We start from the raw sequence: 25453 nt of genomic DNA, 5'->3' as shown, positions 1-25453 counted from the left end.
CCCGTAGCCGTTTGCCAACGGCAGGCGGACATGGAGACAGCGAATGGCTATCGATATTCATGCTCAGCGGATTTTGATCCTCGATTTCGGCTCCCAGTACACCCAACTGATCGCGCGTCGGGTACGGGAGATCGGTGTGTACTGCGAAATTTACCCCTTCGACATGAGCGAAGCGGATATTCGCGCTTTTAATCCTAAAGGTATCATCCTGGCCGGTGGCCCTGAGTCAGTGACAGAGCTGAACTCGCCCCGTGCGCCGGAAGTGGTCTTTACCCTGGGGGTACCGGTGCTGGGTATTTGCTACGGTATGCAGACCATGGCGGAGCAGCTGGGTGGTAAAGTAGCCAGCTCCGACAAGCGTGAGTTTGGCTATGCCCAGGTGCGTATCTGTGAAGGCGGCAGCCGTCTGCTGGAAGGCATTGAAGATCATATCGCCAACAACGGTTCGCTGATTCTGGATGTGTGGATGAGCCACGGCGATAAAGTGGTCGAAATTCCCGAAGGCTTCCACGTGGTGGCTTCCACTGAGAGCGCGCCTATTGCTGCCATGTGCCATCCCGCTAAGCAGCTGTTTGGGGTGCAGTTCCATCCCGAAGTGACCCACACCAAGCAGGGTGGTCGTATTCTGTCCCGCTTCGTCAAAGACATTTGCGGCTGTGAGGCGTTGTGGACCGCTGCCAATATTATTGACGATGCCATCCGCACCGTACGTGCCCAGGTAGGCAGTAATAAAGTCCTGCTCGGCCTGTCTGGCGGGGTGGACTCCTCCGTGGTGGCGGCGTTGTTACATCGTGCCATTGGTGATCAGCTCACCTGCGTATTCGTTGATCATGGTCTGTTGCGCAAAAACGAAGGCGACCAGGTGATGGAAATGTTCGCCAACAATATGGGCGTGCGGGTGATCCGGGTGAATGCTGCCGAGACCTTCCTGGGTAAACTGCAGGGCGTGGCTGATCCTGAGGCCAAGCGCAAAATTATCGGTAACACCTTTATTGAAGTCTTCGATGACGAAGCAGCCAAGCTGCAGGATGTAAAATTCCTGGCGCAGGGCACCATCTACCCTGATGTGATCGAGTCTGCCGCCGCCAAAACCGGCAAGGCCCATGTGATCAAATCTCACCATAACGTCGGCGGTCTGCCGGAAGATATGAAGTTTGAGCTGGTTGAGCCGCTGCGCGAACTCTTCAAAGACGAAGTGCGCAAAATCGGTTTGGAGCTAGGTCTGCCCTACGACATGGTTTACCGCCATCCCTTCCCTGGCCCCGGCTTAGGGGTACGGATTCTGGGGGAGGTGAAGCCGGAGTATGCGGCTATCCTGCAGGAGGCGGATGCGATCTTCATCGAAGAGCTGCGTAAAGCAGATTACTACCATAAAACCAGCCAAGCCTTTGCCGTGTTCCTGCCGGTCAAGTCGGTGGGGGTAGTCGGCGATGGTCGTCGTTATGAGTATGTGATTGCTCTGCGTGCAGTAGAGACCATTGATTTTATGACAGCCCGTTGGGCGCACTTGCCTTACGAGCTGCTGGAGACGGTTTCCAGCCGGATTATTAACGAGATTGCACAGGTTTCGCGGGTGACTTATGACGTCTCCAGCAAGCCGCCGGCCACTATTGAGTGGGAATAGTGGCCCGTGCTGAGCCTGGCTGCTGACGCCGGGCTTGTCTGCCAGAGCACTGGCAGGTTGCTGAAAGGCTTGTCGAGGCGTGCCTCAAGGTTTTTCTCCAGCCTGCTGGCGCTCTTATCAACCAACACCCTCAGCCATCAGGCTTGAGGGTGTTTTTTTGCCCGCCGTTTAGCGGCCTGGGTTTCTTTTTTCTCCAGCATCTCGACACAGAGGCGCACATAGTCCGAAGGGGTGATCAACCCCATTAAATGGCCCTGGTCATTGAGGATGGGTAAGCAGCCGTGTTTGTTCTCCATACAGTAACGGCCCGCGGTGACGAGTGTGGTTTCAGGGGTGGCGGTAATGACATCCCTTGCCATCACTTCGGCCACTAAGATCATACTCTCTTGTTCGGCCATGCCAGCCACGCCATGCTGGCTGACCAGGCGAAAGGATTCCTTCAAAATGGCGCGTTGACTGATAATGCCGGCGAAGGTTTGGCCGTCACTGGCCACTACAGGCAGGTTGCGGATATTGTATTGGCGCATCAGATCCCGAGCATGGGCCAGGGTGTCGGTTTCCTTGAGTAGCTGCAACTTGGTACTCATCAGCTCGGCAACAGTCTTCATGCAAGTCTCCCTTAGGCTTGGTATTGAATGAAGCATAGCAGCCTGGCTGGAAAAGATATTGATGCGGGCAGGGTAGTAAAGAGGATAGGGTAGATGGCGCAAGATGAGTATTGGATGGAGCAGGCGATGCAGCTGGCTGCCCAGGGCGCAGCGGCCGGAGAGGTGCCGGTAGGGGCGGTATTGGTGGATGAGCAGGGACGTTGCCTGGCTCAGGCGTTTAATGCACCCATTAGTCGTCATGATCCCTGTGCCCATGCGGAAATTCTGGTGCTGCGTGAGGCGGCGGCCAAGCTGGGCAATTATCGTCTGACCGGTACCACCCTGTATGTCACCCTAGAGCCTTGCAGTATGTGTGCTGGTGCCTTGGTGCATGCGCGGGTACAGCGGTTGGTATTTGCCGCCCGTGAGCCTAAAGCCGGTGCGGTGTGTAGCCGTGCCGCCTTACTGGATGCCCCCTATTTGAATCATCAGGTGCAGTGGCAGGAGGGGGTGTTGGCGGAGGCTTGCAGCCAGCAACTTAGTGCATTTTTCCAACAACGGCGTGCCGCTAAAAAACAGGCTAAGCAAGCGGCTAAAGAAAATGACTAAAGAGTGGGCGGAATACGCTTAAACACCTCTATTTTGGGTAGTTTAGGTTTGGCCGCTGGAATGACGGTATTGGCGGGTAACTGCTCTAAACGCAGGATTTCCCGATAAAGACGGATATTGCGCACGTAGATCACCGGCTCCCAGCCACGGGCATAGCCATGCTTGGTTTGGCTGTACCAGCGCTTATGCGCCAACTTGGGTAAAAACTGGCGTACATCGCTCCAGCGGTCAGGATTGTAACCCGCACGTTGAGTCAGGATGCGGGCATCCTCCAGATGACCTATGCCGACGTTATAGGCCGCTAGGGCGAGCCAGGTACGATCCGGCTCCTGAATGCGGGCGGGCAGTAAATCAATCAGATAGCGCATGTAGCGACTGCCACCGGCAATACTCTGTTCAACATCCTGACGGTCACTGACTCCCATGGCTTTGGCAGTGGGCAGGGTGAGCATCATTAAGCCTTTTACCCCGGTGGGAGACACTGCTTTAGGGTCCCACTTGGACTCCTGATAACCGATCGCGGCCAGTAGCTGCCAGTCGAGCTGATATTGGTTGGCGTAACGTTCGAACAGGTTCCGATAGTCTGGCAGCCTGCTTTGGATGTGGGCGCGAAAGGCTTTAATGCCGGTAAAGTCATAGCGCCGGGTGTGCTCAAAGTATTTTTCCCGTAATTTTTCGATTAGCACCTGGGTCTCGGGATGAACCAAAAATTGGTCAATTGCCAGGCGTAGACTGTCATCCATAGTGGGAGCGAGGTACCACACCAGGGGTTTAGGCGCATCCAGGCTAAAGGCAACCTGGATGTCGGGAAATAGCGGGGCATAGATGGCCAGAGTCATGTGGTCGGTAATAAGGACGTCTGCTTCTTGCTCCCGTAACATCTCGAGCATATCGGCGACGTCCATATCCTCGGTTTCCATCCAATCGAGCTCGGGCCACTCTTGTTGCAGCTCTTGCAGGCGTTGAGCGTGGGCACTACCGGATTGCACCAGGATGCGTTTGCCGATCAGCTCCGCAACGGATTGCGGGGTGGTTTTGTCGTCCCCCAGATAGACTACCTGAGAGACGGCAAAGGCATAGGGTTCAGAGGTGGGGAAGCTTTGCTGGCGCTCGGGGCGTAAAAATAAGGAGGCGGCAGCCATATCTACATCGCGCTGACGCAGGAGTTCAAACAAATCATTACGGTTTTGCACGACCTTGAGTTCCAGACGCAGATTGCGCTGGTCAGCAAAGGTTTTGAGCAGCTCGTACTCAAAGCCGGCGGGGCCATCGGCATCTTCAAAATAGGCGGTGGGGATGTTGCGGGTAGCGACCTTCAGCACCCCCCGCTCATCAATACGCGTGAGTTGGCTAACCTGCTGTTGGGAGCCAATCAGCGGGATCAAAATAATCAGGCTGAGATAAAGCCAGAATAGAAAGGGATGACTGCCGCGCATCCACATTGATTAGAACCTTGCCTTTTTCTGTATCCGCCAGGGGCTTTCGAGTATCATAACGCGCTCAATTTGCATATCGATTCTCTCCCAAGAATCCCCGAACAAGAGGCTTGATGCGTCATGCTGACCCTGCGTGGAGCACCCGCACTTTCACCCTTCCGTCGCAGCAAACTGCTCGCCACTTTACAGGCAGAGGTGGCTGCTGTCACGGACGTCTATGCTGAGTACCTGCATCTGGTGGATGTGCAGACCGAATTAACCGAAGCGGAGCAGGGCATTCTCGCTCGTCTGCTGGAATACGGCCCCCAAAACGACGTCAAGGCACCTGCTGGTGTGTTGCTGGCAGTAGCTCCGCGCCCTGGCACCATCTCGCCCTGGTCGAGCAAGGCAACCGATATTGCCTGGAATTGTGGCCTGAGTCAGGTCAAGCGCATTGAACGTGCCCAGGTGTATTACCTGGAGGGTGGCCCCTTCAGTGAGCAACAGCTCAAGCAGCTGCAGGCCAAGTTGCATGACCGCATGGTGCAGACAGTGTTTACCGAGGTGGCGCAATTAGCGGTGCTCTTTAACCGCCATGAACCCAAGCCCCTGGGGCGTGTTGATGTGCTTGCTGGTGGTCGCGCTGCGCTGGAGCAAGCCAACCGTACGCTGGGTTTGGCATTGGCAGAGGATGAAATCGACTATCTGCTTAATGCCTTTATTGAACTGCAGCGTAATCCCACGGATGTGGAATTGATGATGTTTGCTCAGGCTAACTCTGAGCACTGCCGTCACAAAATTTTTAATGCAAGCTGGGATATCGATGGCGAAGCTCAGGAAAAATCCCTCTTTGCCATGATTCGTAATACCCATCAGTTGCACAGTGAAGGGGTGTTATCAGCCTATAAAGACAACGCTGCGGTGATTGTTGGTCATGAGGCTCCACGTTTCTTCCCTAATCCCCAGACCAAGGTGTACGGCCAGCATCAAGAGCCGGTACATATCCTGCTGAAAGTCGAGACCCATAACCATCCCACTGCTATTGCGCCTTATTCAGGGGCTTCCACCGGTTCAGGTGGTGAAATCCGGGACGAGGGGGCAACCGGACGGGGCTCTAAGCCGAAGGCTGGTCTGACTGGCTTTAGCGTATCGGATTTGAAGATTCCGGGTTTCGTTCAACCTTGGGAATCTCACTATGGTAAGCCGGAGCGCATCGTCTCTGCGCTGGATATCATGGTGGAAGCTCCCCTTGGTGGCGCGGCCTTTAACAACGAGTTTGGGCGGCCTAACCTGACCGGTTATTTCCGTACCTACGAAGAAGAAGTGGTGACTGCCGCCGGACAGGAAGTGCGCGGCTATCACAAGCCGATCATGCTGGCCGGTGGTTTGGGTAATATCCGTGAACAGCATGTCGAGAAGGGCGAGATTGTGGTCGGTGCCAAACTGATCTGCCTGGGTGGCCCGGCAATGCTGATTGGTCTAGGGGGCGGTGCTGCCTCTTCAATGGCTTCCGGCTCCAGTGCCGAAGATCTCGATTTTGCCTCCGTGCAGCGTGATAACGCCGAAATGGAGCGCCGCTGTCAGGAAGTGATCGATCAGTGCTGGCAGCGTGGTGAGGCGAACCCGATTGCCTTTATCCATGACGTGGGGGCAGGCGGCCTCTCCAATGCCTTCCCCGAGCTGGTCAAAGACGGCGGCCGTGGCGGTAATTTTGAGCTACGCAATATCAACAATGCTGAGCCTGGCATGAGCCCGCTGGAAATCTGGTGTAACGAAGCGCAGGAGCGCTACGTGATGGCGGTATCGCCGGAAAATCTGGCGGAGTTTGAAGCTATCTGCCAGCGTGAACGTTGCCCCTATGCCATCGTGGGTGAAGCTACCGATGAGCAGCATCTGCGTTTGGGGGATCAGCTGTTCGACAATAACCCCGTTGATCTGCCGATGAATGTGCTCTTTGGTAAGCCACCCCGCATGCATCGCAGTGTGAAGCGTCAACCCTTTGCTCGCGCTGCCCTGCAGCTGCAGGGGGTGGAGTTAAGCGAAGCCGCTAAGCGGGTGTTACAGCTGCCTGCGGTAGCCAGCAAGAGCTTCTTGATTACCATTGGTGACCGTACGGTGACGGGTTTGGTCAACCGTGATCAGATGGTTGGTCCTTGGCAGGTGCCGGTAGCGGACTGTGCGGTGACTGCGACCGCCTATGATGTTTACTGTGGTGAAGCCATGGCAATGGGTGAGCGTACTCCGCTAGCCCTGATCGATGCGCCTGCTTCAGGACGGATGGCGGTGGGTGAGGCGATCACGAACCTGGCGGCGGCGCGGATCGACAAATTAGGTGACATTAAACTCTCCGCTAACTGGATGTGCGCAGCAGGTTATAGCGCAGAAGATGAAAACCTCTATGACACCGTTAAGGCCGTAGGGATGGAGCTTTGCCCTGAGCTGGGAATCTGTATCCCAGTGGGTAAGGACTCAATGTCGATGCGCACCGTCTGGCAGGATGGCGACGAGCAAAAGAGTGTGACTGCACCGTTGTCCTTGATTGTCACCGGGGTGGCGCCGGTGACTGATGTTCGCCGTACTCTGACCCCGCAATTGCGCACGGATCAGGGCGAGACAGCCTTGATTCTGGTGGATCTGGGCCAGGGTAAAAACCGCCTGGGTGGCTCGGCACTGGCACAGGTGTTTGATCAGTTGGGCGATAGCTGTCCCGATGTGAATGATGCCGCTGAACTGAAAGGCTTCTTCGATGCGATTCAGAGCCTGAATCAGCAAGGTCTGTTGCTGGCGTATCACGACCGCAGTGATGGCGGTTTATTTGCGACTGCAGCGGAAATGGCTTTTGCTGGTCATACCGGTGTGGAGATTGAACTGTCTGGGCTGGCCCAAAGTCCTGAACAACTGTTGAGCGTGCTCTTCAGTGAAGAGTTGGGTGCCCTGTTACAGGTGCGTCAAGCGGATGTCACGGAAGTGCTGCGCCAGCTGTCAGCCCATGGTTTGGCAGACGCCAGTCAGTTGGTTGGGGGACTCAGTGACGATGACATGATTCGCTTCACCTTCGAGGGTGAAGAAGTCCTGGTGGATAGTCGCAGTGATTACCAGCGTCTTTGGGCTGAAACCAGCTACCGTATTCAGGCACTGCGTGATAACGCCGAGTGTGCCCAGGAAGAATTTGATGCCCTGCTGGATGTGAATGATCCTGGCTTGCACGTTGCTTTGAGCTATGACGTCAATGACAACATCGCGGCACCCTTTATTGCCACAGGGGTGCGTCCCAGCGTGGCTATCCTGCGTGAGCAGGGGGTTAACGGCCATGTGGAAATGGCGGCAGCCTTTGATCGTGCTGGCTTTGCTGCTCAGGATGTACATATGAGTGACATCCTAAGTGGTCGAGTCAAGCTGGAGGACTTTAAAGGGCTGGTGGCCTGTGGCGGCTTCTCCTATGGGGATGTGCTGGGGGCCGGTGAAGGCTGGGCGAAGTCCATCCTGTTTAACAGTCGTGCACGGGAGCAGTTTGCCGCTTTCTTTAACCGCGATGACAGCTTTGCTTTGGGGGTGTGTAACGGCTGCCAGATGCTATCCAACCTGCATGAGCTGATTCCTGGTGCTGAATTGTGGCCACACTTTGTGCGTAACCGCTCTGAGCAGTTTGAGGCGCGGGTAGCAATGGTGGAAGTGCAGCAGTCTGACTCCATCTTCCTGCAGGGGATGCAGGGCTCGCGCATGCCGATTGCTGTGGCCCATGGTGAAGGTCGGGCGGAGTTCCGTGACGCAGCGCAACTGCAAGCTCTCAATGGCAGTGGTCAGGTCGCGCTGCGCTATCTGAATAACTATGGCGAAGTCACAGAGCGCTATCCTGCCAACCCCAATGGCTCACCCATGGGAATTACCGGGGTGACCGCTGCGGCGGGTCGGGTCACCATCATGATGCCGCACCCAGAGCGGGTCTTCCGCGCGGTGCAGCACTCTTGGCGTCCAGATGATTGGCAAGAGGATGCGAGCTGGATGCGGATGTTCCGCAACGCCCGTGTCTGGATCGGCTAATCACTACATCAAACCCCGGCTTGCCGGGGTTTGACTTATATCAAGGTAGCCAAGTGCGCACTCCCCTATGCTGACTCGGCGACCCAAGGTCGCAGTGATGTCACATATTCAGGAGTGCTAATCATGGGCGGATGTTGTGGATGCTGTGGTGGCCAAGAGCCGCAACAGGAAAAAGAGCAAAATAGCCAAGAGGCTCAGCCCACACAGGCGGAGCCAAGCAGTCAGTCTGGCAGTGCTGAGCAAGCTGCCAAATAAAGTCAGTTTTATCTCCCAAGCCGCCAGTGATTGATTGCAGTTGCTGGCGTGGCTTTTTTATCTCCTGTAGATCTTGAATTTCCTTTCCCTTAACCCAACTAGGCAGCCAATGAGCCGCGATGGCGACAGGTGCCCTATAGATTGCAAAAATTGCAGCAAAAGATGCCAATTTTGCGGATTTTTTTGCCGTAGCACTTGTCTCTTAAGCAAGAATGCACACAATAGCGCCGCGCACTGGCAATCTGGCCGGAGCTTCACATACTTAGGGGCGAGATTATCCCCTTAAGAGAGTCAGGGAGCCTGCTACTGATGTGGGTAGAGTGAGCGAGCTGGGGATAGGTAAGGGGGAAACATGAGTAAGTTTGGTTCCTTGAAAGAACAGATGGAAAAACTGAAACAACAGGGGAAAAGTGGCTCTAGCGAAAAACGCTCTGGCCTCAAAACCTTTGTGCCGGTTTATACCAGTGTGGCGCCAAAGAAAAAGGATGAAGACGAGCCTGAGCTGGATGAGCCTGGCTTCGATATGATGATGCCCGATGATGAGTACGCCGATCTGGATGGTGGCAGTGAGGATATGGGCGAGGAAGAAGAAGGCTCTGAGCCGGATTATTAATCTCTTCTGACAGTGGTGTCACCAGCAGTCCTCTAGCCTGGCGAGTCGAGCAGAGAGATAGCAGATATAAAAAAGCCCCATTGCGGGGCTTTTTTATGGCTAGCTTTGGGTAAATTACTCAAAAATGCCAAAGGTAGCGCGGTGGTACCAAGGTTTAGCCCCACTGGACTGGCTGGCGTCGGACTCCTGCGCAGGCAGGCTGGTACCGGCTTTAACTCGGCTAGGTAAATCCGGACGTGCATCACCCTTTTGGAAGACTCCCAGGGTGTAACGATCAAAGACAGTGCTGTCATCCAGCACATCTTTCTCGTAGCCGGGGTAGTTGAGATCCAACACTTGTTGGGCAGAATTTGCCAAGTCAGTGGAGCCCAGTGCCGTATAGGCGGCAATCATCATCGCCAGACCATCAGGCACCGAGGTGCTTTCCTGGAAGTTTTCCACAACATAGCGACCACGGTTTGCGGCAGCCAGGAAGGCGCCACGCTTCATATAAAAACGAGCGACGTGGATTTCATACTTCGCCAGGCGGTTGCGTAGATACACCATGCGATTGCGGGCATCGGCGGCATAGGGGCTATCCGGGTAGAGACGCACCAGGGTGGCGAAGTCATCGTAGGAAGCCTTGGCGGCGCCGGCATCACGACGGCTCTCATCCGTGGGCAGGAAGCGGTCGATAATGCTCTGATCTTCTTCAAAGGCGGTCAAACCACGCAGGTAATAGGCATAGTCGACATAGTCACTGTTAGGGAAGAGACGAATAAAACGATCGGCAGCGGCCTGGGTCGCGGCTACCTTGCCTTGTTTGTAATAGGCATACATCAGCTCTAGCTGAGCCTGTTCGGAGTAGCGGCCAAAGGGATAGCGCGCCTCCAGTTTTTCATACCACTTGGCAGACTCATCCCACAGTGAGTTGTCCAAGGCGGTTGTTGCCTTTTCGTAAAGCACCTGTTCAGGATAGTCGGGCTCCTTGGAATCCCACAGGGAGCATCCAGCCAGTGCGAAGGCCAACACAGGGGCTAGCAGGTATTTGCTATATCGCATCGGGTTACCATTGCCGCTAAAAGAGAGAATTGGGTGGGTATTCTAGCGGGATTTGGCCGCGAGTACAGCAGCAGGCCCAGGTGTGGTGAAAAAAGCTAGGGTGAAGAGGGGAAACCTGAAAAGGAGCTGTTGTAGGTCAAGAAGTAAGCAGACCATCTTCAGTAAAGTGGGCGTTTGCTTATTTTCCGAGGTGTATCCCGCAATGATCCAAATGATCATGGATGTACTCTGGGCCGGTCAGCATAGTCGCTACTTTAATCAGACCCGCAGTTTCTACTTATTCCGTCGTATCCGTTGGTTAGCCGGAATGTTGGTGGTGTTGGAACCCGCCTGGATATGGGTTGATCAATTGCTACTGCCGGACAGTGCCCAATTGCCCATCGCCATTGGCCGTATCACCACCAGTTTGGCGTGTTTAATGCTGGCAAGCTGGAGTGTCCAGCCTTACCGGATGCGAATGGCCTGGTTACGTTTGTTGTTACTGATTTTGTTGCTGTCGGCATTTCAGAGTTACAGCAATGGCGTGTTGTTGGCGCTGGAGGTGGGGCAGGAAGTGGCGGGCTACCATTTCTTCCCCTTTATGATTATCAGCATGCTGGCGATTTTCCCGCTAACCCTACTGGAAGTAAGTGTGTTGGTGGTGTTAGTGGTAGCCATTGAGCTCTTGACCCAATCCCTCACCGGAACACTGGGAACGATCGTCGAACTGAATGACCTCTGGCTGTTGGGCGTGCTGGGTGCAATTGCCGGATGGGCTTCCTTGAACCAGCTCAATATGCTGCTTGGCTTATACCGTCAGGCAGCCCGTGACCCCTTAACTGGTTTGGCCAACCGTCGTCAGGTATTGGAACAACTAGAGCTGGATATCCAGCAAGCTCAGGCTAAACAACAGCCCTTGGCCGTATTGATGATGGACCTGGATAAATTTAAGAGCTTTAACGATCACCACGGTCATGCTGCCGGTGATTTGGTGTTAAAGAGCTTTGCCAAAATATTGCGTCGCCATTGTCGGCGTCGCCAGGATTTGGCAGGACGTATTGGTGGTGAGGAGTTTTTGCTGGTGCTGCCTGGTATGGATGCCAGCCAGGCAGCCGGAGTGGCAGAGCGTATCTGTCAGGGTTGTCGTCAAACGGTGGTGACGATTCCCACTGGTGAACAGGTTAGTTTTACCACCAGTATTGGCGTGGCTGAACGGTTTGGAGCGGATCAAAGCGAGCTGTTGCGCCAAGCTGATGAGGCGCTTTATCAAGCCAAGGATGAAGGTCGTGATTGTGTGCGCATTGCGTCCAAGAGCCATGATCTCCTTAGTCAAAGTGGCCTACAGCGAGTCAGCGCCGGTCATGCGTGAAGGGGGAGCTTAGCGAGAGAAGATGCTATACTGGCGGCCTTTTTGGTTGGCCAGTTGAATCCGCATGAACGAACGTATTGAACAACAGGTGCAGGTACCCATGACAATGGGTGGCCAGCGCCTGGATCAGGTCGCTGCTGAGCTTTTCAGCGACTTTTCCCGCTCCCGCTTGCAAGCCTGGATTAAAGAAGGAGCCTTGCAGGTAGATGGGCGCCAGTGCAAGCCCCGGGAAAAACTGCTGGGGGGGGAACTGCTGACGCTAGTGGCAGAGTTGGAGGCGCAGGAGCGCTGGCAACCCCAAGCGATTGAACTGCCCATCGTCTATGAAGATGAACATATTCTGGTGTTAAACAAACCTGCAGGCCTGGTGGTGCATCCGGCGGCTGGCCATGCGGATGGCACCCTGCTTAATGCCCTATTGCACCATGCCCCTGAACTGGCGGTGGTTCCCCGTGCAGGGATTGTGCATCGTCTGGATAAAGACACCACCGGCCTGATGGTGGTGGCGAAAACCCTGCAGGCGCAAACCGACCTGGTTGCTCAGTTGCAAGAGCGTAGCATGGGGCGCGAATACGAGGCGGTGGTGCAAGGGGTAATGACCGGCGGTGGAACGGTGGATGAGCCCATTGGCCGCCATAGCCGTCATCGCCAGAAGATGGCGGTGGTCGCTGAAGGCAGTGGTAAAGAGGCAGTTACCCACTACCGTGTGCTGCATAAATACCGTGCCCATACCCATATCCGCTGTAAGTTAGAGACAGGCCGTACCCATCAAATTCGCGTCCACATGGCGCACATTAATTACCCCTTGGTGGGGGACCCGCTCTATGCTGGCCGTTTCCGCTTGCCTAAGGGTTGTGGTGAAGACCTGCAGGAAGCGCTGCGCCAATTCCAGCGCCAGGCACTGCATGCTAAGCGCTTGGAGCTATCCCATCCGGAAACCGGTGAGTGGATGGAGTGGGAAGTGGAGTTGCCGTCGGATTTTCAACAATTACTGACAGCCCTTAAGCAAAATGGGGACTATCAAGACTATTAAGTCTGATGGTTACTTCTACCAAAAAGCCCAGCCGTTGTGCTGGGCTTTTTGTTGTTTAGTGGATCGGTTGCATATAAAACTGGGTTAGAGACGTTTAGTCTGATAACACCAAAGTGGAGGCCAGCCCATGAAGCAGTATCTACGTATAGCGTTACTGAGCGTCATGTTATTGAGTCTGGGGTGGAGTGCGCCACTTTGGTTAGAGGCAACGGGACAGGCGTGGGCAAAGGGCGGAGATGAGAGTGGCTCTGACTCTGGTCATTCAGGCTCCGGCAGCTCAGGGAGAGGGGGTGATGACGACCGTGACCGTTCAGGCCGTAGTGGCTCAGACGATGATCGCAGTGGCAGCAATCGCGGTTCCAGCAGTGCGGACAGTGATGACGATGATCGCAGTGGCAGCAATCGCGGCTCCAGCAATACCGACAGTGACGATGATGATCATCATGCTGACAGTCCTGATGACGATGATATTGGTCCCGATGGTTTAAAGCGCCGAGGGGATGGCAGCATTGATGACAGCCAACCTGGATTGCAGGGCAGTATCAGTGCTCCGTCAGGGGTGAAACGGCGTGGTGATGGTAGCGTGGATGACAGTCAGCCGGGATTTCGGCTGGATGAACAGAGTCGCTCTCGTTTAGCAGCGCAATTACCTGCAGAAGGGCGCCTGCTCAATGTTGAACAAGAACAGGAGGTACTGGATGCCGGACTGTTACGTTAAAGGCATGCTGTTCGCTTTGGTGCTGGGAGTCACGGGTTGCACCGCTTGGCCTGCCCCTCAGCGGATGTCGGACTCGGCTCAGCAGGTGCAGCGTCAAGCAACGTATCAGGCTTTGAGTGAGTTACTTTCCGGACAAGTACTGGACTGGCAGAGTGGGGAATATCAAGGCCAAATAGCTATCCTCGCCACCTGGCAATTAGAGGATGGGCGCTACTGCCGAGCCGTGCAACAGCATGTACTAACACCGGTTCAGGCAGTGCAGGAAGGCGTTGCTTGCCGGACAAAGGATGGGCGCTGGCAATGGCAACCCCGTTAGCTTCCTGTCACCTGTGGGCGGTTAGCATCAGCAGCAAGAGGACTAACTTGAGCTAATCCTTGAGCTAATCAGACGCTTGGCATTAAATGGGGCAGCCATGACAGCTAGGAGCCCAGCGTGTCTTTTATCTATCCAGATTGGCCCGCCTCCGCGCGGGTGAAAGCCCTTTCCACCACCCGCCGTGGCGGGGTCAGCCATGCCCCCTTTGACAGCTTTAACCTCGGTGACCATGTGGGCGATGACCCCCAGGCGGTGGCTGCCAATCGGGCAGAGTTGCGCAAAGTGATCAGTACCCCCCGCGCGCCAGCATGGTTGCAGCAAGTGCATGGTAACCAGGTGGTGATGGCAGGGGCGGAGCCTCAGCCACAGGCCGATGCCAGCTTTAGTCGGCAGCCGGGACAACCCTGTGTGATTATGACGGCAGACTGCTTGCCGGTGCTGTTCTGTGATCAGGCCGGTAGTGTGGTAGCAGCCGCCCATGCCGGTTGGCGAGGTTTGGCTAATGGGGTGCTGGAGCAAACCCTGGCAGCCATGCAGGTGCCGGCTGAGCAGGTGCTAGTCTGGTTAGGCCCGGCAATCGGGCCTCAGGCATTTGAGGTTGGGCAGGAGGTAAAAGACAATTTTGTCCAGTGCTCCGGTGAGGCTGAGGTCGCGTTTCAGCCAGGGCTGCAGCCGGGTAAATACTGGGCCGACCTTTATTTGCTCGCCCGCCAGCGTCTGGCATTACAGGGTGTGCAACATATCTACGGTGGCAACTACTGTACCTTTAGCGAAGAGCAGCGCTTTTTTTCCTATCGTCGTGACAAAACGACCGGGCGAATGGCGACCTTGATTTGGTTGACCCTTGATTGATGTCAATAAAGTCCATCTCTTCCTGTCATTGCCTTGCCTTGAAGTTACTCAGGCGCGCCCCAATTGTGTAGGCAAACACGATTAGGCCTGGAATGGCTAGCTGCCTAGCCTGCCAGGCCGCCGCTTAACTAGCGGCCCACCACTTTGGAGGCGCTATGCGTACTGACCGTTTTACCAGTAAAGCCCAGGAAGCTCTGCAGGAGTCCTGGTCCCTTGCCGCTCGCCATGATCACAATCTGGTGGAGCCTCTGCACCTATTTATCTGCCTGTTGGAACAGCGTGGTGGCAGTGCCCGCCCCCTGTTGGCCCAAGCTGGTTTTGACCTAAATCGTTTGCAGCGCGAGCTGAATCAGGCGTTAGAGGAGTTGCCCAAAGTCAGTAACTTTGATGGTGACGTGAAACCCTCAGAGCGCTTTGCCCGTTACCTCACCCTGGTCGATAAAATTGCCCATCAGCAGGGAGATCAATACATCTCCAGTGAGTTGATGGTGCTGGTGGCGATGGATGATAAAAGCCCCCTGGGGGAGATTCTACGTAAGCAGGGCATTGGCAAAAGCCAGTTGGAAACCGCGGTAAAGCGGGTGCGCGGTGGTGAAAATGTCTCTGACCCCAATGCCGAAGAAAACCGCCAGGCTCTGCAGAAGTACACTATTGACCTCACCGCTCGCGCCAGCGCCGGCAAACTCGACCCGGTGATCGGCCGCGATGATGAAATCCGCCGTACCATTCAGGTTTTGCAGCGCCGCACCAAGAACAATCCGGTGCTGATTGGTGAGCCGGGGGTAGGTAAAACCGCCATTGTGGAGGGGCTGGCCCAGCGCATCATCAATGGTGAGGTGCCTGAAGGGCTAAAAGACAAAAAGGTGCTGTCGCTGGATATGGGCGCCTTGATTGCCGGAGCCAAATTCCGCGGTGAGTTTGAAGAGCGGCTCAAGTCCGTCCTCAATGAGCTGGCCAAGGAAGAAGGCCGGGTCATTCTCTTTATCGATGAGCTGCACACCATGGTGGGGGCCGGTAAGAGCGAAGGAGCGATGGACGCCGGTAACATGCTCAAACCGGCCCTGGCCCGTGGTGAGTTGCACTGTGTTGGTGCCACCACCCTGGATGAATACCGTCAGTACATTGAAAAGGATGCGGCGCTGGAGCGGCGCTTCCAGAAAGTGTTGGTGGATGAGCCCAGCGTAGAGGACACTATTGCCATTCTCCGTGGACTGAAAGAGCGCTATGAGCTGCACCACAATGTGCAAATCACCGATTCCGCCATTATTGCGGCGGCCAAACTGTCGCAGCGCTATATCACCGACCGTCAGCTGCCCGATAAGGCCATCGACCTGATCGATGAGGCTGCCAGCCGTATTCGGATGGAGATGGACTCCAAGCCGGAAGAGATGGATCGGCTGGAACGCAAACTGATTCAGCTCAAGATGGAGCGTGAAGCGCTGAAGAAGGAAAGCGACAAAGCTTCTAAGCAACGGCTGGAGGATTTGCAGCAGGTGATCGACAAGGTCGAGCGCGAGTTTGCTGACCTGGAGGAAGTCTGGAAGACCGAAAAAGCCGCCCTGCAGGGTAGCCAGAAAATCAAAGAGGAACTAGATCAGGCTCGCCTGGATATGGAAAAAGCCCGTCGAGTGGGGGATTTAACCCGCATGTCGGAGCTGCAGTACGGCGTGATTCCCAATCTGGAAAAGCAACTGGATATGGCCTCCCAGGCAGAAATGCTCGATATGCAGCTGCTGCGTAACAAGGTCAGCGAAGAAGAAGTGGCCGAGGTGGTATCCAAATGGACGGGGATTCCGGTCGCAAAAATGCTTGAAGGTGAGCGCGATAAGCTACTGCGGATGGAAGCCGCCCTGCATGAAAACGTCATCGGTCAGCAAGAGGCGGTACAGGCCGTAGCCAACGCAGTGCGTCGCTCCCGCGCCGGGCTGGCGGACCCCAATCGCCCCAATGGTTCCTTCCTGTTCCTGGGGCCAACCGGGGTGGGTAAGACTGAGCTTTGTAAGGCACTGGCGCGCTTCCTGTTTGATACCGAAGAGGCGCTGGTGCGGATTGATATGTCCGAGTTTATGGAAAAACACTCGGTGGCCCGCTTGATTGGTGCCCCTCCTGGCTATGTTGGCTACGAAGAAGGCGGCTACCTGACTGAGGCAGTGCGGCGTAAGCCCTACTCGGTAGTATTGCTGGACGAGGTGGAAAAAGCCCATCCCGATGTCTTTAACATCCTGCTGCAGGTGCTGGAAGATGGCCGCCTGACCGATGGTCAGGGGCGCACGGTGGATTTCCGTAATACCGTCATCGTGATGACCTCCAACCTGGGTTCGGATGTGATCCAGGCTTACTCCTCCTCTGACAGCCTCTATGAGGAGATGAAAGAGAAGGTGATGACCGTGGTGGGCGAACACTTCCGCCCAGAGTTGATTAACCGCATTGATGAGGTGGTGGTGTTCCATAGCCTGGGCCAGGCCCAGTTGCGGGGCATTGCCGACATTCAACTGGCCCGGCTGCGTCAGCGCCTGCAAGAGCGGGAGCTGGGGCTTGAGTTAAGTGATGCGGCGATTGAACATCTGGTGGCCGTGGGCTTTGATCCGGTATACGGGGCGCGGCCGCTGAAACGCTCCATCCAGCGTCATCTGGAAAATCCTTTGGCGCAGGAAATCCTCGCCGGGCACTTTGCCCCTGCCAGCCTGATCAAAGTCGACTTGGTCGACGGCAAGCTGCATTTTAGCAGCTGACCCCAGCCTTACCTGTAAAGGTCTAACATGCCCCGCCTCTTCATGTGTGCGGGGCATTTTTTTGTGATCTGTCAGCCAGGCGTGCGCGTATCACCTGTTAAACCAATTTACAGGAGCCCAATCATGGCTAGTTTGACTTTGCGGCAACTCCCGAGCCTGGCTCCCTTCAGTCGGCTACAACTTGAAAGTCATGGCTGTAGCCAATACAGCGTAGCACTCTGGCATGGGGCCAGTTGGCATCGGCTCGTGGACGATGCGGGAAGGCCGTTGTTATACCACTCTCAATTGGCGGCCAAGAAGCCTTTGCGTGGGCTCGGTATTGGTGCCAGCCAACTGCTCCTGCACAGTGCTTATGATGAAATGATCGGTCTGACCAGCGCCAGTGATCCCGCTGACCCCATACCGATCGCCAATCCTGATCAGGATCTGTCTTGAGTCAAAGTTGGCTTAAGCACTAACACTGGGGCTGCACGCCCATCCCCAGGGTGTCCCTGTTGCCCCTCCGCTGAGGGGCTTTTTTGTACGGTTCAACAAGCCTCTGTCATAGGTAGTGCAAACTGAAATGGCTTATACTGCCGCCCAGTTACAGGAGGCCCGTTTTGAACCTGATCCAGTCCGCACACAATACTCACTTCAAACATTGGAAGAAGCTGCTTAACCGTAAAGAACGGGAGCAGAGTGGTCAGTTTTTGGTGGAAGGCTGGCACCTCTGTGAAGAGGCATTGCAGGCAGGATGGGTGGAAAAACTGATTGTGCAGGAGGGCGCCGCTGTGCCCCAGCAAGCACCCTGGCAGTCATGTGAGCCAGTCTATTTGCCCCCCTCGCTGTTTCAGCAGCTCTGTGATACCGAAACCCCGCAAGGAGTGCTGGCACTTTGCCGGCAGGCTCAAGCGGCGCTTGAATGGACAGCGTTACAGCGCTTACTTCTGCTTGATGGTGTCCAGGACCCAGGCAACCTTGGCACCCTGATCCGCACCGCCGATGCCGCCGGATTGGATGGCGTGCTGCTCAGTAAAGGCTGTGTCGATCCCTATAACCCCAAAGTTCTGCGTGCGGCCCAGGGCAGCCACTTTCATCTGCCGCTCTGGCAGGGCTGCTGGCAAGATTGGTTACCCGCTTTACGGGCCGCTGGGATTCCCTGTTACGGCAGTGCCCTGCAGCAGGCCAAACCCTATACCGAGTTCAGTAGCCAGCCACGTTTTGCGCTGGTAATGGGCAACGAAGGCGCTGGTATCAACCCGGAGCTGCTGGCACAAACCGATGCCAATCTGTACATCCCCCTTTATGGCAAAAGCGAATCCCTGAATGTCGCCATTGCGGCGGGTATATTGCTGTATCACCTGCGAGGCTGAGGGATAGATGCTGGGAAGGATAACGACTATATAAAGGCTATCTTTCCCACCTTTATGTCACTTCGCTCAGTGGATATCGCTACGAAGCAGAGCTATTTCTCATCAGATGAAATAGTCAGGCAACGCATGATGTTCAGAATGAACGAGCCTAATCCATATATCAGACCAATCCCTATTAGCAGTAGAAACAACAAGCTTATCCAGATCAGTAGGGTGGTCATTGGCTGTTCCTTGGGGTGAGAGGCTGGATGACAGCTTTGGTCTTGTCGTTTTGCTTATCCTGCCTGATCCGTTATGTGGATGCCATGTTGCTCGGTGACTTTGCCGATCAGCCACAGTGGCTGTCCAGCCTGGCTACTGGCCTGTTGTAAGTCGGGCCAGTGTTGCGGAGCGATGGCGGCCAGCAGGCCACCGCAGGTTTGTGGATCAAACAGTAGGGCGTAACGGGGTTGGCTGGTATCCAGCTCAGGGGCGGGTTGCAGCAGGTGGCGCAGACGGCGGTTGGCGGGGCTGAGGGTGCTGTGGTAGCCCTGTTGCAGCACTTCCAGCGCGCCAGGGAGGCTCGGCAGTTGCGCCAACCAGAGCTCTGCCCCTTGGTGGCCGAGCATTTCCTGCAGGTGACCCAGCAGGCCAAAGCCGGTGATGTCGGTCAGGGCATGGGCTTGATATTGGGCAAAGAGCTCGGCGGCCTGGGCATTGGATTGCAGCAGGGTGTCCAGTGCCTGACTGATCCAGTCGCCCCGTGCGGCACCGCGCATGGCCGCAGCAAAGAGGGCGCCACTGCCAAGGGGTTTGCTCAGCACCAGCAGATCACCGGCCTGCAAGCCCTGTTTGCTAATCAGTTGTTGGGCTTGAGCCTGGCCATTCACGCACAGGCCCAGTTGCATCTGCTCTCCCTCCAGGGTATGGCCCCCCAGGAGTTCCGCCCCAGCCCGTTGCAGTTCTTCTTCCACCCCCGCTAGCAGTTGCTGCATGTCTCTCACCTGCAGGGTTTCACTGGCATGTTGTAATTGCACCAGCAGTTGCGCGCTATGAGGTTTGGCATGCATGGCGTAGAGGTCGGATAGCGCATGCAAGGTGGTCAGGCGGGCAAACAGGTAGGGGTCATCCACCAGGGGTTTGAGTACATCCAGGCTTTGCACCAGCTTGGTTGGACTAGCGGGCCAGCTAATGACGGCGGCATCGTCCCGCCCAGGGAGGGCGTTAAGCTGACAGTGTTCTGGTTGTTGTATGCGGTTCAGTGCCTGTTGCAACACGCTGGCTCCCACCTTGCCGGCACAGCCACCGCAACGCATGGCTGGCGGTTCCAGGCTGATATCGTCCTGGCTGCGTGGTGGTGGCAGCACTGGCAGTTGCTGCAGCATACGCATAAAGCGGCGATCGATATGGTCTTTCAAACGCCATACCCAGGGGCCCGCCAGGCTCAGGCGGCCTTTGGCCCCCACCGCATCCTGGTTGCCACAGGCCAGCAGGCTTAAAAAGTGGCGTTGAGGGCGATAGGGGAGTAGGGGTTGGCCAGCCAGTTTGGCCTTGAGATTGGCCGCCAGTATTTTGCCTTGGCGCACGGCGTAGACTCCGGCGCGGGGTAGGGGATGCTGGTCGATCCAGGCAATGTCACCAGCGGCAAAGATATTGGGGTAGCTGAGGCTGCTGAGAGTGGGATGAACGCGGATAAAACCTTGCTCATTGACCGCCAGGCCGGATTCGCCTGGCCAGGGGGCAGCACGGGCCTGGGTACACCAGAACAGGTAGTCATAGTCTAGGTTGTGACCTTGTTGGCTATGCAGTTGCTTGGCGGAGACGTCTGCCACGTTAAATTGGCTGATGACGCTAATCTGCTGCTGTTGCAAACGTGTCGCCAGGGCGGCCTTCATCCGCTTGGGGTAGTCCGCTACGGGTTCGGGGCCACGGCTAATCAGGCTGATAGGATGTTGCACCCTGGCTTGCTGTAGCGCGGTGCGCATACACAGCGCCAGTTCGACACTGCCGGCACCGCCGCCCACCAGCACAATATGTTGGGGCTGATCAGCCTCCAGCAGAGTGGCGCGGGCTGCCTGCCAGCGTTGCCAAAAGCCGGAGATGGGCTTAACCGGAATGCTGTATTGGCGGGCGCCGGCTACCTGCCAGTCGGGTACCGCACCGGCATTGATGGAGAGCAGGTCATACTCCAGTGCTGGGCGGCCTTCCAGCTTGATCTGTTGTTGCTCGGGGTCAAGCCCGTTAACCCGGGCCTGAATAAAGCGTGCCCCGGCATGGCGGCAGAGGTTGCGCAGATCGTAGTGAATGTCATCAACCTGATAGTGTCCGGCGACCAGCCCCGGCAGCATGCCGGAGTAAGGGCTGTAACTTTGTTCGGAGATCAGAGTCAGGCGTACCCCCGGTACTGGCCGCATGGCCCAGTCCAGCAATACCAGGGCATGGCTATGGCCACCGCCAATCAGTACCAGATCCTGCTGGGGAGGCTGGAAAGGGTGATTGGCACGGGTTTGCATAAGGACTCCTTGGCGCTGATCGCGGCGGCGGGTTAGAGGCTTTCCGGTTGACTGGAGAGATGCAGGCGCTGGCGTAAATGGCGGGCCAGGGCATCGACCGTCATGTTAAGACCGGCGCTGACCAGTAAAAGTGCCAGGGCGCGATCAAAACGGAACTCGCTGAAGGCGGAGTCAATAAAAAAGCCCAGGGTAGGAATGCCGAGAATGCCGAGCATGGCGGTCTCCCGCATCAAAATCTCGAAACGGTAGAGGGTAAAGGCCAAAAAGGGCCGGTAGATGCGTGGCAGCACTTCAAAGGCATAGCGGTTGAGGCCGGTGCTGGCATCCTCACGTAGCAGCAGGGTGCTGCTGTAGCGCCCAAGCAGGTGCGCGATGATGGCACCATTATGCAGGGCCAGCGCCAACATGGCAGGCAGCATACTCGGCCCCCACAGCAACATGCCGACAAAGGCCAGCAGGTATTCCGGCAAGGAGCGCAGGGTGACGAGCAGCAGATGGCCGCCTGCACGACTGCCACGGTTGCCAAACAGCGGGGAAATAGCGGGAAACAGTGCCAGGGTGAACAACGCTGTCACCACCAAGGCGAGCAGGGCCAATACCAGGGTGTTGCCGAGGCCGGGCAGAATATCGCTGTGGGTGAGCTCATTCAGCCAGGGCCACAGGCCGCTCCAGTCCCCCTGGCGCAGGGGGCTGGGGACGATATCTTCACTGACAAAACGCAGCAACAGAGGCCAATCCAAGGGGGCGACAGGGGGGAGCCAAATCACCGCCGCAAGTAAGTAAGCGGGGACTAACTTCGCCTGTAGCCACCAGCGCATGGTGGCAATCAGGACAATCAGCACATAGAGGTAGGTGGCGGCCTCACCGTAGTGGCCCTGACGTAGCAGGGATTCCAGATAAAAACCCAGGGTCGGCAAACCAATAAAACCCAGCACCGCAGAGGAGCGAATACCGCACTCCAGTCGGTAGCTGGTGTAGATCAGCATCGGTTTGAGCGCCTGGGGCAGCAGGGTATACAGCAGGACGGAGAGGCGTCCACTGCCGCTGGGTAAGGCCTGGGCCGGAGCCGGGTCGACCTCCTCAAAGAGTTCGCCATAGATTTTGGCAAAGGTGCCGGCATAGGGAATGGCAATGGCCAGCACCCCTGCCAGGGGGGAGAGCCCCCAGACCTGGATAAACAGCAGGGCCCAAAACAGCTCATGGATGGCGCGGATAAAGGCCGCCAGGCGACGTACCCAGGGGCGCTGATAGCCTAGCGCCAGGACTAAGCCGCCGAGGGCACCCAGCGCTACCCCTTGCAGGGCAAAGGCAAGGGTATTGGCCAGGGCGTGGGCCAGGCTCAGGCTATCGGGCCAGATAGGGTTAAGCAGGCCTTGGGCCAGGGCGCCGAGCTCTAGCCAAGGGTCACGGGTGCTGATGCTAAAGTCTGCCCAGGGTAAACAGAGCAGGGCCAGGAGCAGAATGCCCAAACTGGTATGACGCATGGCGTGGGCGGAGGATGAGGCGGTGCTGTTAACGCGAATGACAGACACGCCCTTTAGTCCACATAGAGGCGCAACAGCTCGGTGATACTGAGCTGGTGGGCGGGGGCATCTAATTCAATCTGGCCATCGCGCAGGCCAAGAATGCGAGTGCAGTGACGCAGCGCCATTTCCACATCGTGCAGGGCCACCACCAGGGTCTGGTGACGCCGACATAGCAGGCTGAGCAGGGCATCGGCCTGGAGCTCATCCACTGCACTGACGGGTTCATCACCCACAAAGATCGGTCGTTGCTGATAGAGGGCGCGGCCAAGGTTGACCCGGCTTTGCTGGCCGCCGGAAAGGCGATCACAGGAATGATGCAGATAGTCCGCCAGTCCCAGTTCGTGGCTGAGCTCGTTAATTGCCGCCAGGGGCTTGGCCTGGGGGCGGAGCAGATTAAGCAGGTTATAGAGGCTGCTGTGCTGGTCGAGGCGACCCATGTAGATGTTATGGAACACCGACAGCATCGGCACCAGCCCCGGTTGTTGCGGGCACCAGGCCACCTGCTCGGCATGTTGCAGGCGCAACTGCCGCAGCAGGGTGGTTTTACCGGCGCCGGAGCGGCCGAGCAGGGCCACCCGCTCACCGGGTTGAATCTCCAGCTGCAGGGCGCCCAATACCTGGCGCTCTGCATAACCGAGACCCTGGCTGTGCAAACGCAGGGCGCCGCGGGCCAGGGGGGTGCTGTACAGGTTGCTCACCTGTTACTTGACCTCATCCATAATGCCGATGCTGATCGCAGTTTGTTCGATCGGCGCATAGTCGGCATTGCTGGCAGGGACGAAAGCGGAACGGGGGAAGGCTTCCAGCAGTTTCGGGTCCTGCATGTTGAGCAGGGCCTGACGCACTTTTTCTTTGAAACCTTCGCCGTAGTTAGCGTCTACGTCAGCGCGGATACTCCACTGGTAATCGGGATAGGTGGGGGTTTCCCAGATCACTTTGACTTTGCTGGGATCAACCTGGCCGGCTTTCAGTTCTTCTTCCCACACACTGTAGTTGACGACGCCCAGGTCAAAGGCACCGGACTGCACCAGAGCGATGGTACGTGAGTGATCACCGGAAAAACCGACTTTGGCGAATAGGTCTTCTGGCGCCTGGTTAAAGTGCTGGCGCAGGTAAAATTCGGGCATTAAACGGCCAGAGGTGGAGCCCTTGGAGCCAAAGGTAAAGGTCTTACCTTTCAGGGCGTCGCTCAGCTCGGTGCTGGCTTCCAGGCCGGTGCTGCTATGGGCAATCAGGTAGCTTTTGAAGGCGGTGTCTTCTGCGCCCTGGGCAATGGCTTCACTGCCGGGCACCAGGTTGCGCGCCTGTACGCCGGTCAGGCCGCCAAACCAGGCCAGTTGCACTTGGTTGTTACGAAAGGCACTGACGGCAGCGGGGTAACTCTTGACGGGAATATACTGCACCTCGACCCCCAGCTCTTGGCTCAGGTAGTCGGCAATGCGGCCAAAACGCTCGGTCAGGCGGCGTTCATCCTGATCGGGAATGGCGGTAAACACGAAGGGCGCTGCCTGGCTCAAACCAGTCACAGCAGTGAGGGCGACGACGGTCAGCAAACGGCTCACCGCCGTCCAACGTTTTCGAATACTTTGCATAACAGGCTCCTTAGCCGGATGAGGTTAGTGGGGTTGATGCTTGGCAACCCAGGCACGTATCTGCTCGGCCTCACCACGGCAGGCGATTTGTTCCTGCCGCTGGCTGAGTTGGTAGTCGTACATGGGGTCGTAATAGTTCACCAGCAGTTCACGGATGCCGGGTAAAAAGCCCTGGTAGTCGCCATGGCTGAGGAAGGCATCCAGGGCCTCGCTCCATTCTGTCCGCAGGGCCTGGTGGCGGGCACCCCCCAGACGGCGCCGAATGCGGTCAAGGTTGCCCAGCACATAATCACGGAAACGCTGGGGGGCTTCACCGCCATACACCTCCTGGTAGTCCTGATACTGGCGCAGGATATAGTCACGCACGACCCGTTCCTGACGTTCCTCTACCGAGGCTTCCAAAACCAGCAAGGGCGCGCGCTGCTGAGCTTCCTGCCAGCAGGGTGGCAAGGCAATGCGACCAATCAGGCGGCTTTCATCTTCGACCACCAGGGTATGCTGGGGGGCATGATGTGCATGCTTGAGCAAGCCAATGGCCAGGGCGTTTTCGAAACTGATCTGGCTGGGCTGCGGCTTGACGGTGTAACCAAAGGTCGAGCCGCGGTGGTGGGCCAGACCCTCCAGATCAAGCTGATGTGGCAGGCTGAGCAGTACATCGGTTTTGCCGGTGCCGGTACGGCCAGACAGGCACCAGAGCGGCTGCTGTTGGCTACGTTGTTCCAGGGTGTCGAGCAAAAAGCGCCGCAGGGCTTTGTAGCCCCCTTTGACGAGCGGGATACGTAGTCCGGCCTCGGCCATCCACTCCTGGCTGATATGGGAACGCATCCCCCCACGGAAGCAGTACAGCACCGTATCAGGGTGTTGGCGGCCATAGTCTAGCCAGGCCTGTTGGCGGGCTTGCTTGACCTCTGGCGTGGCGAGCTGATAGCCCAGGGCAACGGCGGCATCCTGTCCCTGTTGCTTGTATTCGGTGCCGATCACCTGGCGCTGGTGGTCATCCAGCAGGGGCAGATTGGTGGCCAGTGGGAAGGCACCTTCGGCGAATTCCACCGGGGCGCGCACATCTAGCAGGGGGATATCCTGCAAAAACAGAGCAGCGTAGTCAGTAACAGGGGTGGGTAAGCTCATGGCCTGGGGCAGTCCGGTTTAAGAAGGCGCAGATTATAGCCAAAGCAGGCGGTGAGTGTTATCCCGCTGGTGAATCGGGCAGGATAAACTAGGCTTGCTGGTGCTGCTTGTTTTTTGTACAGCAACGGAGCCAAGGGAGGTTGTCTGGCATGCGCTTATGATCAAGAGGGAGGAGCCAA

Annotated in this window: 21 protein-coding genes; 13 read left to right on the top strand and 8 right to left on the bottom strand. The window is 56.7% G+C overall.

Going from position 1 to position 25453, the window contains the following annotated elements; translation table 11 throughout:
• Positions 1-43: 43 nt before the first annotated feature.
• Positions 44-1624 (top strand): glutamine-hydrolyzing GMP synthase, encoded by a 1581-nt coding sequence (guaA, locus tag Q334_RS0105635; RefSeq protein WP_027312356.1) that lies wholly within the window; start codon positions 44-46, stop codon positions 1622-1624.
• Between the two features lie 137 nt (positions 1625-1761).
• On the opposite strand, the gene Q334_RS18130 is transcribed toward guaA, so the two are convergent.
• A complete protein-coding gene (locus Q334_RS18130; RefSeq protein WP_051527545.1) occupies positions 1762-2232 on the bottom strand; it encodes a CBS domain-containing protein in 471 nt (156 codons plus the stop codon).
• Positions 2233-2325: 93 nt separating this feature from the next.
• On the opposite strand from Q334_RS18130, the gene tadA reads away from it, so the two are divergent.
• Entirely contained in the window at positions 2326-2820 is a 495-nt protein-coding gene (gene tadA / locus Q334_RS0105625; RefSeq protein ID WP_027312355.1) for a tRNA adenosine(34) deaminase TadA, read from the top strand.
• On the opposite strand, the gene mltF is transcribed toward tadA, so the two are convergent.
• Positions 2817-4262 (bottom strand): membrane-bound lytic murein transglycosylase MltF, encoded by a 1446-nt coding sequence (gene mltF / locus Q334_RS18125; RefSeq protein ID WP_051527544.1) that lies wholly within the window; start codon positions 4260-4262, stop codon positions 2817-2819. The two genes, tadA and mltF, sit on opposite strands and share 4 nt — an antisense overlap.
• A gap of 114 nt (positions 4263-4376) precedes the next feature.
• Here mltF and purL point away from each other — a divergent pair, with 114 nt between their 5' ends.
• The 3 genes from purL (at position 4377) to Q334_RS0105605 (ending at position 9144) form a co-directional block, all read left to right on the top strand.
• Entirely contained in the window at positions 4377-8276 is a 3900-nt protein-coding gene (gene purL, locus Q334_RS0105615) for a phosphoribosylformylglycinamidine synthase (protein ID WP_027312354.1), read from the top strand.
• Between the two features lie 123 nt (positions 8277-8399).
• The gene (locus tag Q334_RS20600; RefSeq protein WP_281172996.1) at positions 8400-8531 is read left to right on the top strand and encodes a hypothetical protein; all 132 of its coding nucleotides are present in this window, start codon (positions 8400-8402) and stop codon (positions 8529-8531) included.
• A gap of 352 nt (positions 8532-8883) precedes the next feature.
• Positions 8884-9144, top strand: a complete 261-nt coding sequence (locus Q334_RS0105605) for a hypothetical protein (protein WP_027312353.1) — start codon at positions 8884-8886, stop codon at positions 9142-9144.
• A 114-nt stretch (positions 9145-9258) separates the two neighbouring features.
• Here Q334_RS0105605 and Q334_RS0105600 read toward each other — a convergent pair whose 3' ends face one another.
• The gene (locus Q334_RS0105600) at positions 9259-10185 is read right to left on the bottom strand and encodes an outer membrane protein assembly factor BamD (RefSeq protein WP_027312352.1); all 927 of its coding nucleotides are present in this window, start codon (positions 10183-10185) and stop codon (positions 9259-9261) included.
• Positions 10186-10387: 202 nt separating this feature from the next.
• Here Q334_RS0105600 and Q334_RS18120 point away from each other — a divergent pair, with 202 nt between their 5' ends.
• The 8 genes from Q334_RS18120 (at position 10388) to Q334_RS0105560 (ending at position 18536) form a co-directional block, all read left to right on the top strand.
• Positions 10388-11533, top strand: a complete 1146-nt coding sequence (locus Q334_RS18120) for a GGDEF domain-containing protein (protein WP_081414348.1) — start codon at positions 10388-10390, stop codon at positions 11531-11533.
• Between the two features lie 64 nt (positions 11534-11597).
• Entirely contained in the window at positions 11598-12566 is a 969-nt protein-coding gene (rluD, locus tag Q334_RS0105590; protein ID WP_027312351.1) for a 23S rRNA pseudouridine(1911/1915/1917) synthase RluD, read from the top strand.
• A 127-nt stretch (positions 12567-12693) separates the two neighbouring features.
• Positions 12694-13284 carry a hypothetical protein gene (locus Q334_RS19860; RefSeq protein WP_051527543.1) on the top strand — a complete coding sequence of 197 codons (591 nt, stop codon included), beginning with the start codon at positions 12694-12696 and terminating at the stop codon, positions 13282-13284.
• Positions 13265-13600, top strand: a complete 336-nt coding sequence (locus tag Q334_RS0105580; RefSeq protein WP_027312350.1) for a hypothetical protein — start codon at positions 13265-13267, stop codon at positions 13598-13600. The genes Q334_RS19860 and Q334_RS0105580 overlap by 20 nt, the downstream gene beginning before the upstream one ends.
• Positions 13601-13717: 117 nt before the next feature.
• Positions 13718-14452, top strand: coding sequence for a peptidoglycan editing factor PgeF (gene pgeF, locus Q334_RS0105575; RefSeq protein WP_027312349.1), 735 nt, complete (start codon positions 13718-13720; stop codon positions 14450-14452).
• Positions 14453-14607: 155 nt separating this feature from the next.
• On the top strand, positions 14608-17184 hold the full coding sequence (gene clpB, locus Q334_RS0105570; protein WP_027312348.1) for an ATP-dependent chaperone ClpB: 2577 nt from the start codon (positions 14608-14610) through the stop codon (positions 17182-17184).
• A 123-nt stretch (positions 17185-17307) separates the two neighbouring features.
• Entirely contained in the window at positions 17308-17619 is a 312-nt protein-coding gene (locus Q334_RS0105565; RefSeq protein WP_027312347.1) for a DUF6482 family protein, read from the top strand.
• A 164-nt stretch (positions 17620-17783) separates the two neighbouring features.
• Positions 17784-18536 carry a TrmH family RNA methyltransferase gene (locus Q334_RS0105560; RefSeq protein WP_051527542.1) on the top strand — a complete coding sequence of 251 codons (753 nt, stop codon included), beginning with the start codon at positions 17784-17786 and terminating at the stop codon, positions 18534-18536.
• A 275-nt stretch (positions 18537-18811) separates the two neighbouring features.
• Here the strand turns inward: Q334_RS0105560 and selD are convergent, their stop codons facing one another.
• The 5 genes from selD to mnmH are packed head-to-tail and all read right to left on the bottom strand — an operon-like array spanning position 18812 to position 25274.
• Positions 18812-21028 carry a selenide, water dikinase SelD gene (gene selD, locus Q334_RS0105550; protein WP_027312345.1) on the bottom strand — a complete coding sequence of 739 codons (2217 nt, stop codon included), beginning with the start codon at positions 21026-21028 and terminating at the stop codon, positions 18812-18814.
• Between the two features lie 32 nt (positions 21029-21060).
• Entirely contained in the window at positions 21061-22560 is a 1500-nt protein-coding gene (locus Q334_RS0105545; protein WP_342667440.1) for a PhnE/PtxC family ABC transporter permease, read from the bottom strand.
• Positions 22561-22565: 5 nt separating this feature from the next.
• Positions 22566-23252: an ATP-binding cassette domain-containing protein gene (locus tag Q334_RS0105540; RefSeq protein WP_245593661.1), complete on the bottom strand. Its 687-nt coding sequence runs from the start codon at positions 23250-23252 to the stop codon at positions 22566-22568.
• A gap of 3 nt (positions 23253-23255) precedes the next feature.
• Positions 23256-24146 carry a putative selenate ABC transporter substrate-binding protein gene (locus Q334_RS0105535; protein WP_051527541.1) on the bottom strand — a complete coding sequence of 297 codons (891 nt, stop codon included), beginning with the start codon at positions 24144-24146 and terminating at the stop codon, positions 23256-23258.
• Positions 24147-24170: 24 nt separating this feature from the next.
• Entirely contained in the window at positions 24171-25274 is a 1104-nt protein-coding gene (gene mnmH / locus Q334_RS0105530; RefSeq protein ID WP_027312341.1) for a tRNA 2-selenouridine(34) synthase MnmH, read from the bottom strand.
• Between the last annotated feature and the right edge of the window lie 179 nt (positions 25275-25453).

The sequence above is a fragment of the Balneatrix alpica DSM 16621 genome (assembly GCF_000619885.1).
Taxonomy (GTDB): Bacteria; Pseudomonadota; Gammaproteobacteria; order Pseudomonadales; family Balneatricaceae; genus Balneatrix; species Balneatrix alpica.
The sequence above is the reverse complement of the archived record's forward strand: the minus strand, read 5'-3'. Positions and strand labels throughout refer to the sequence as shown.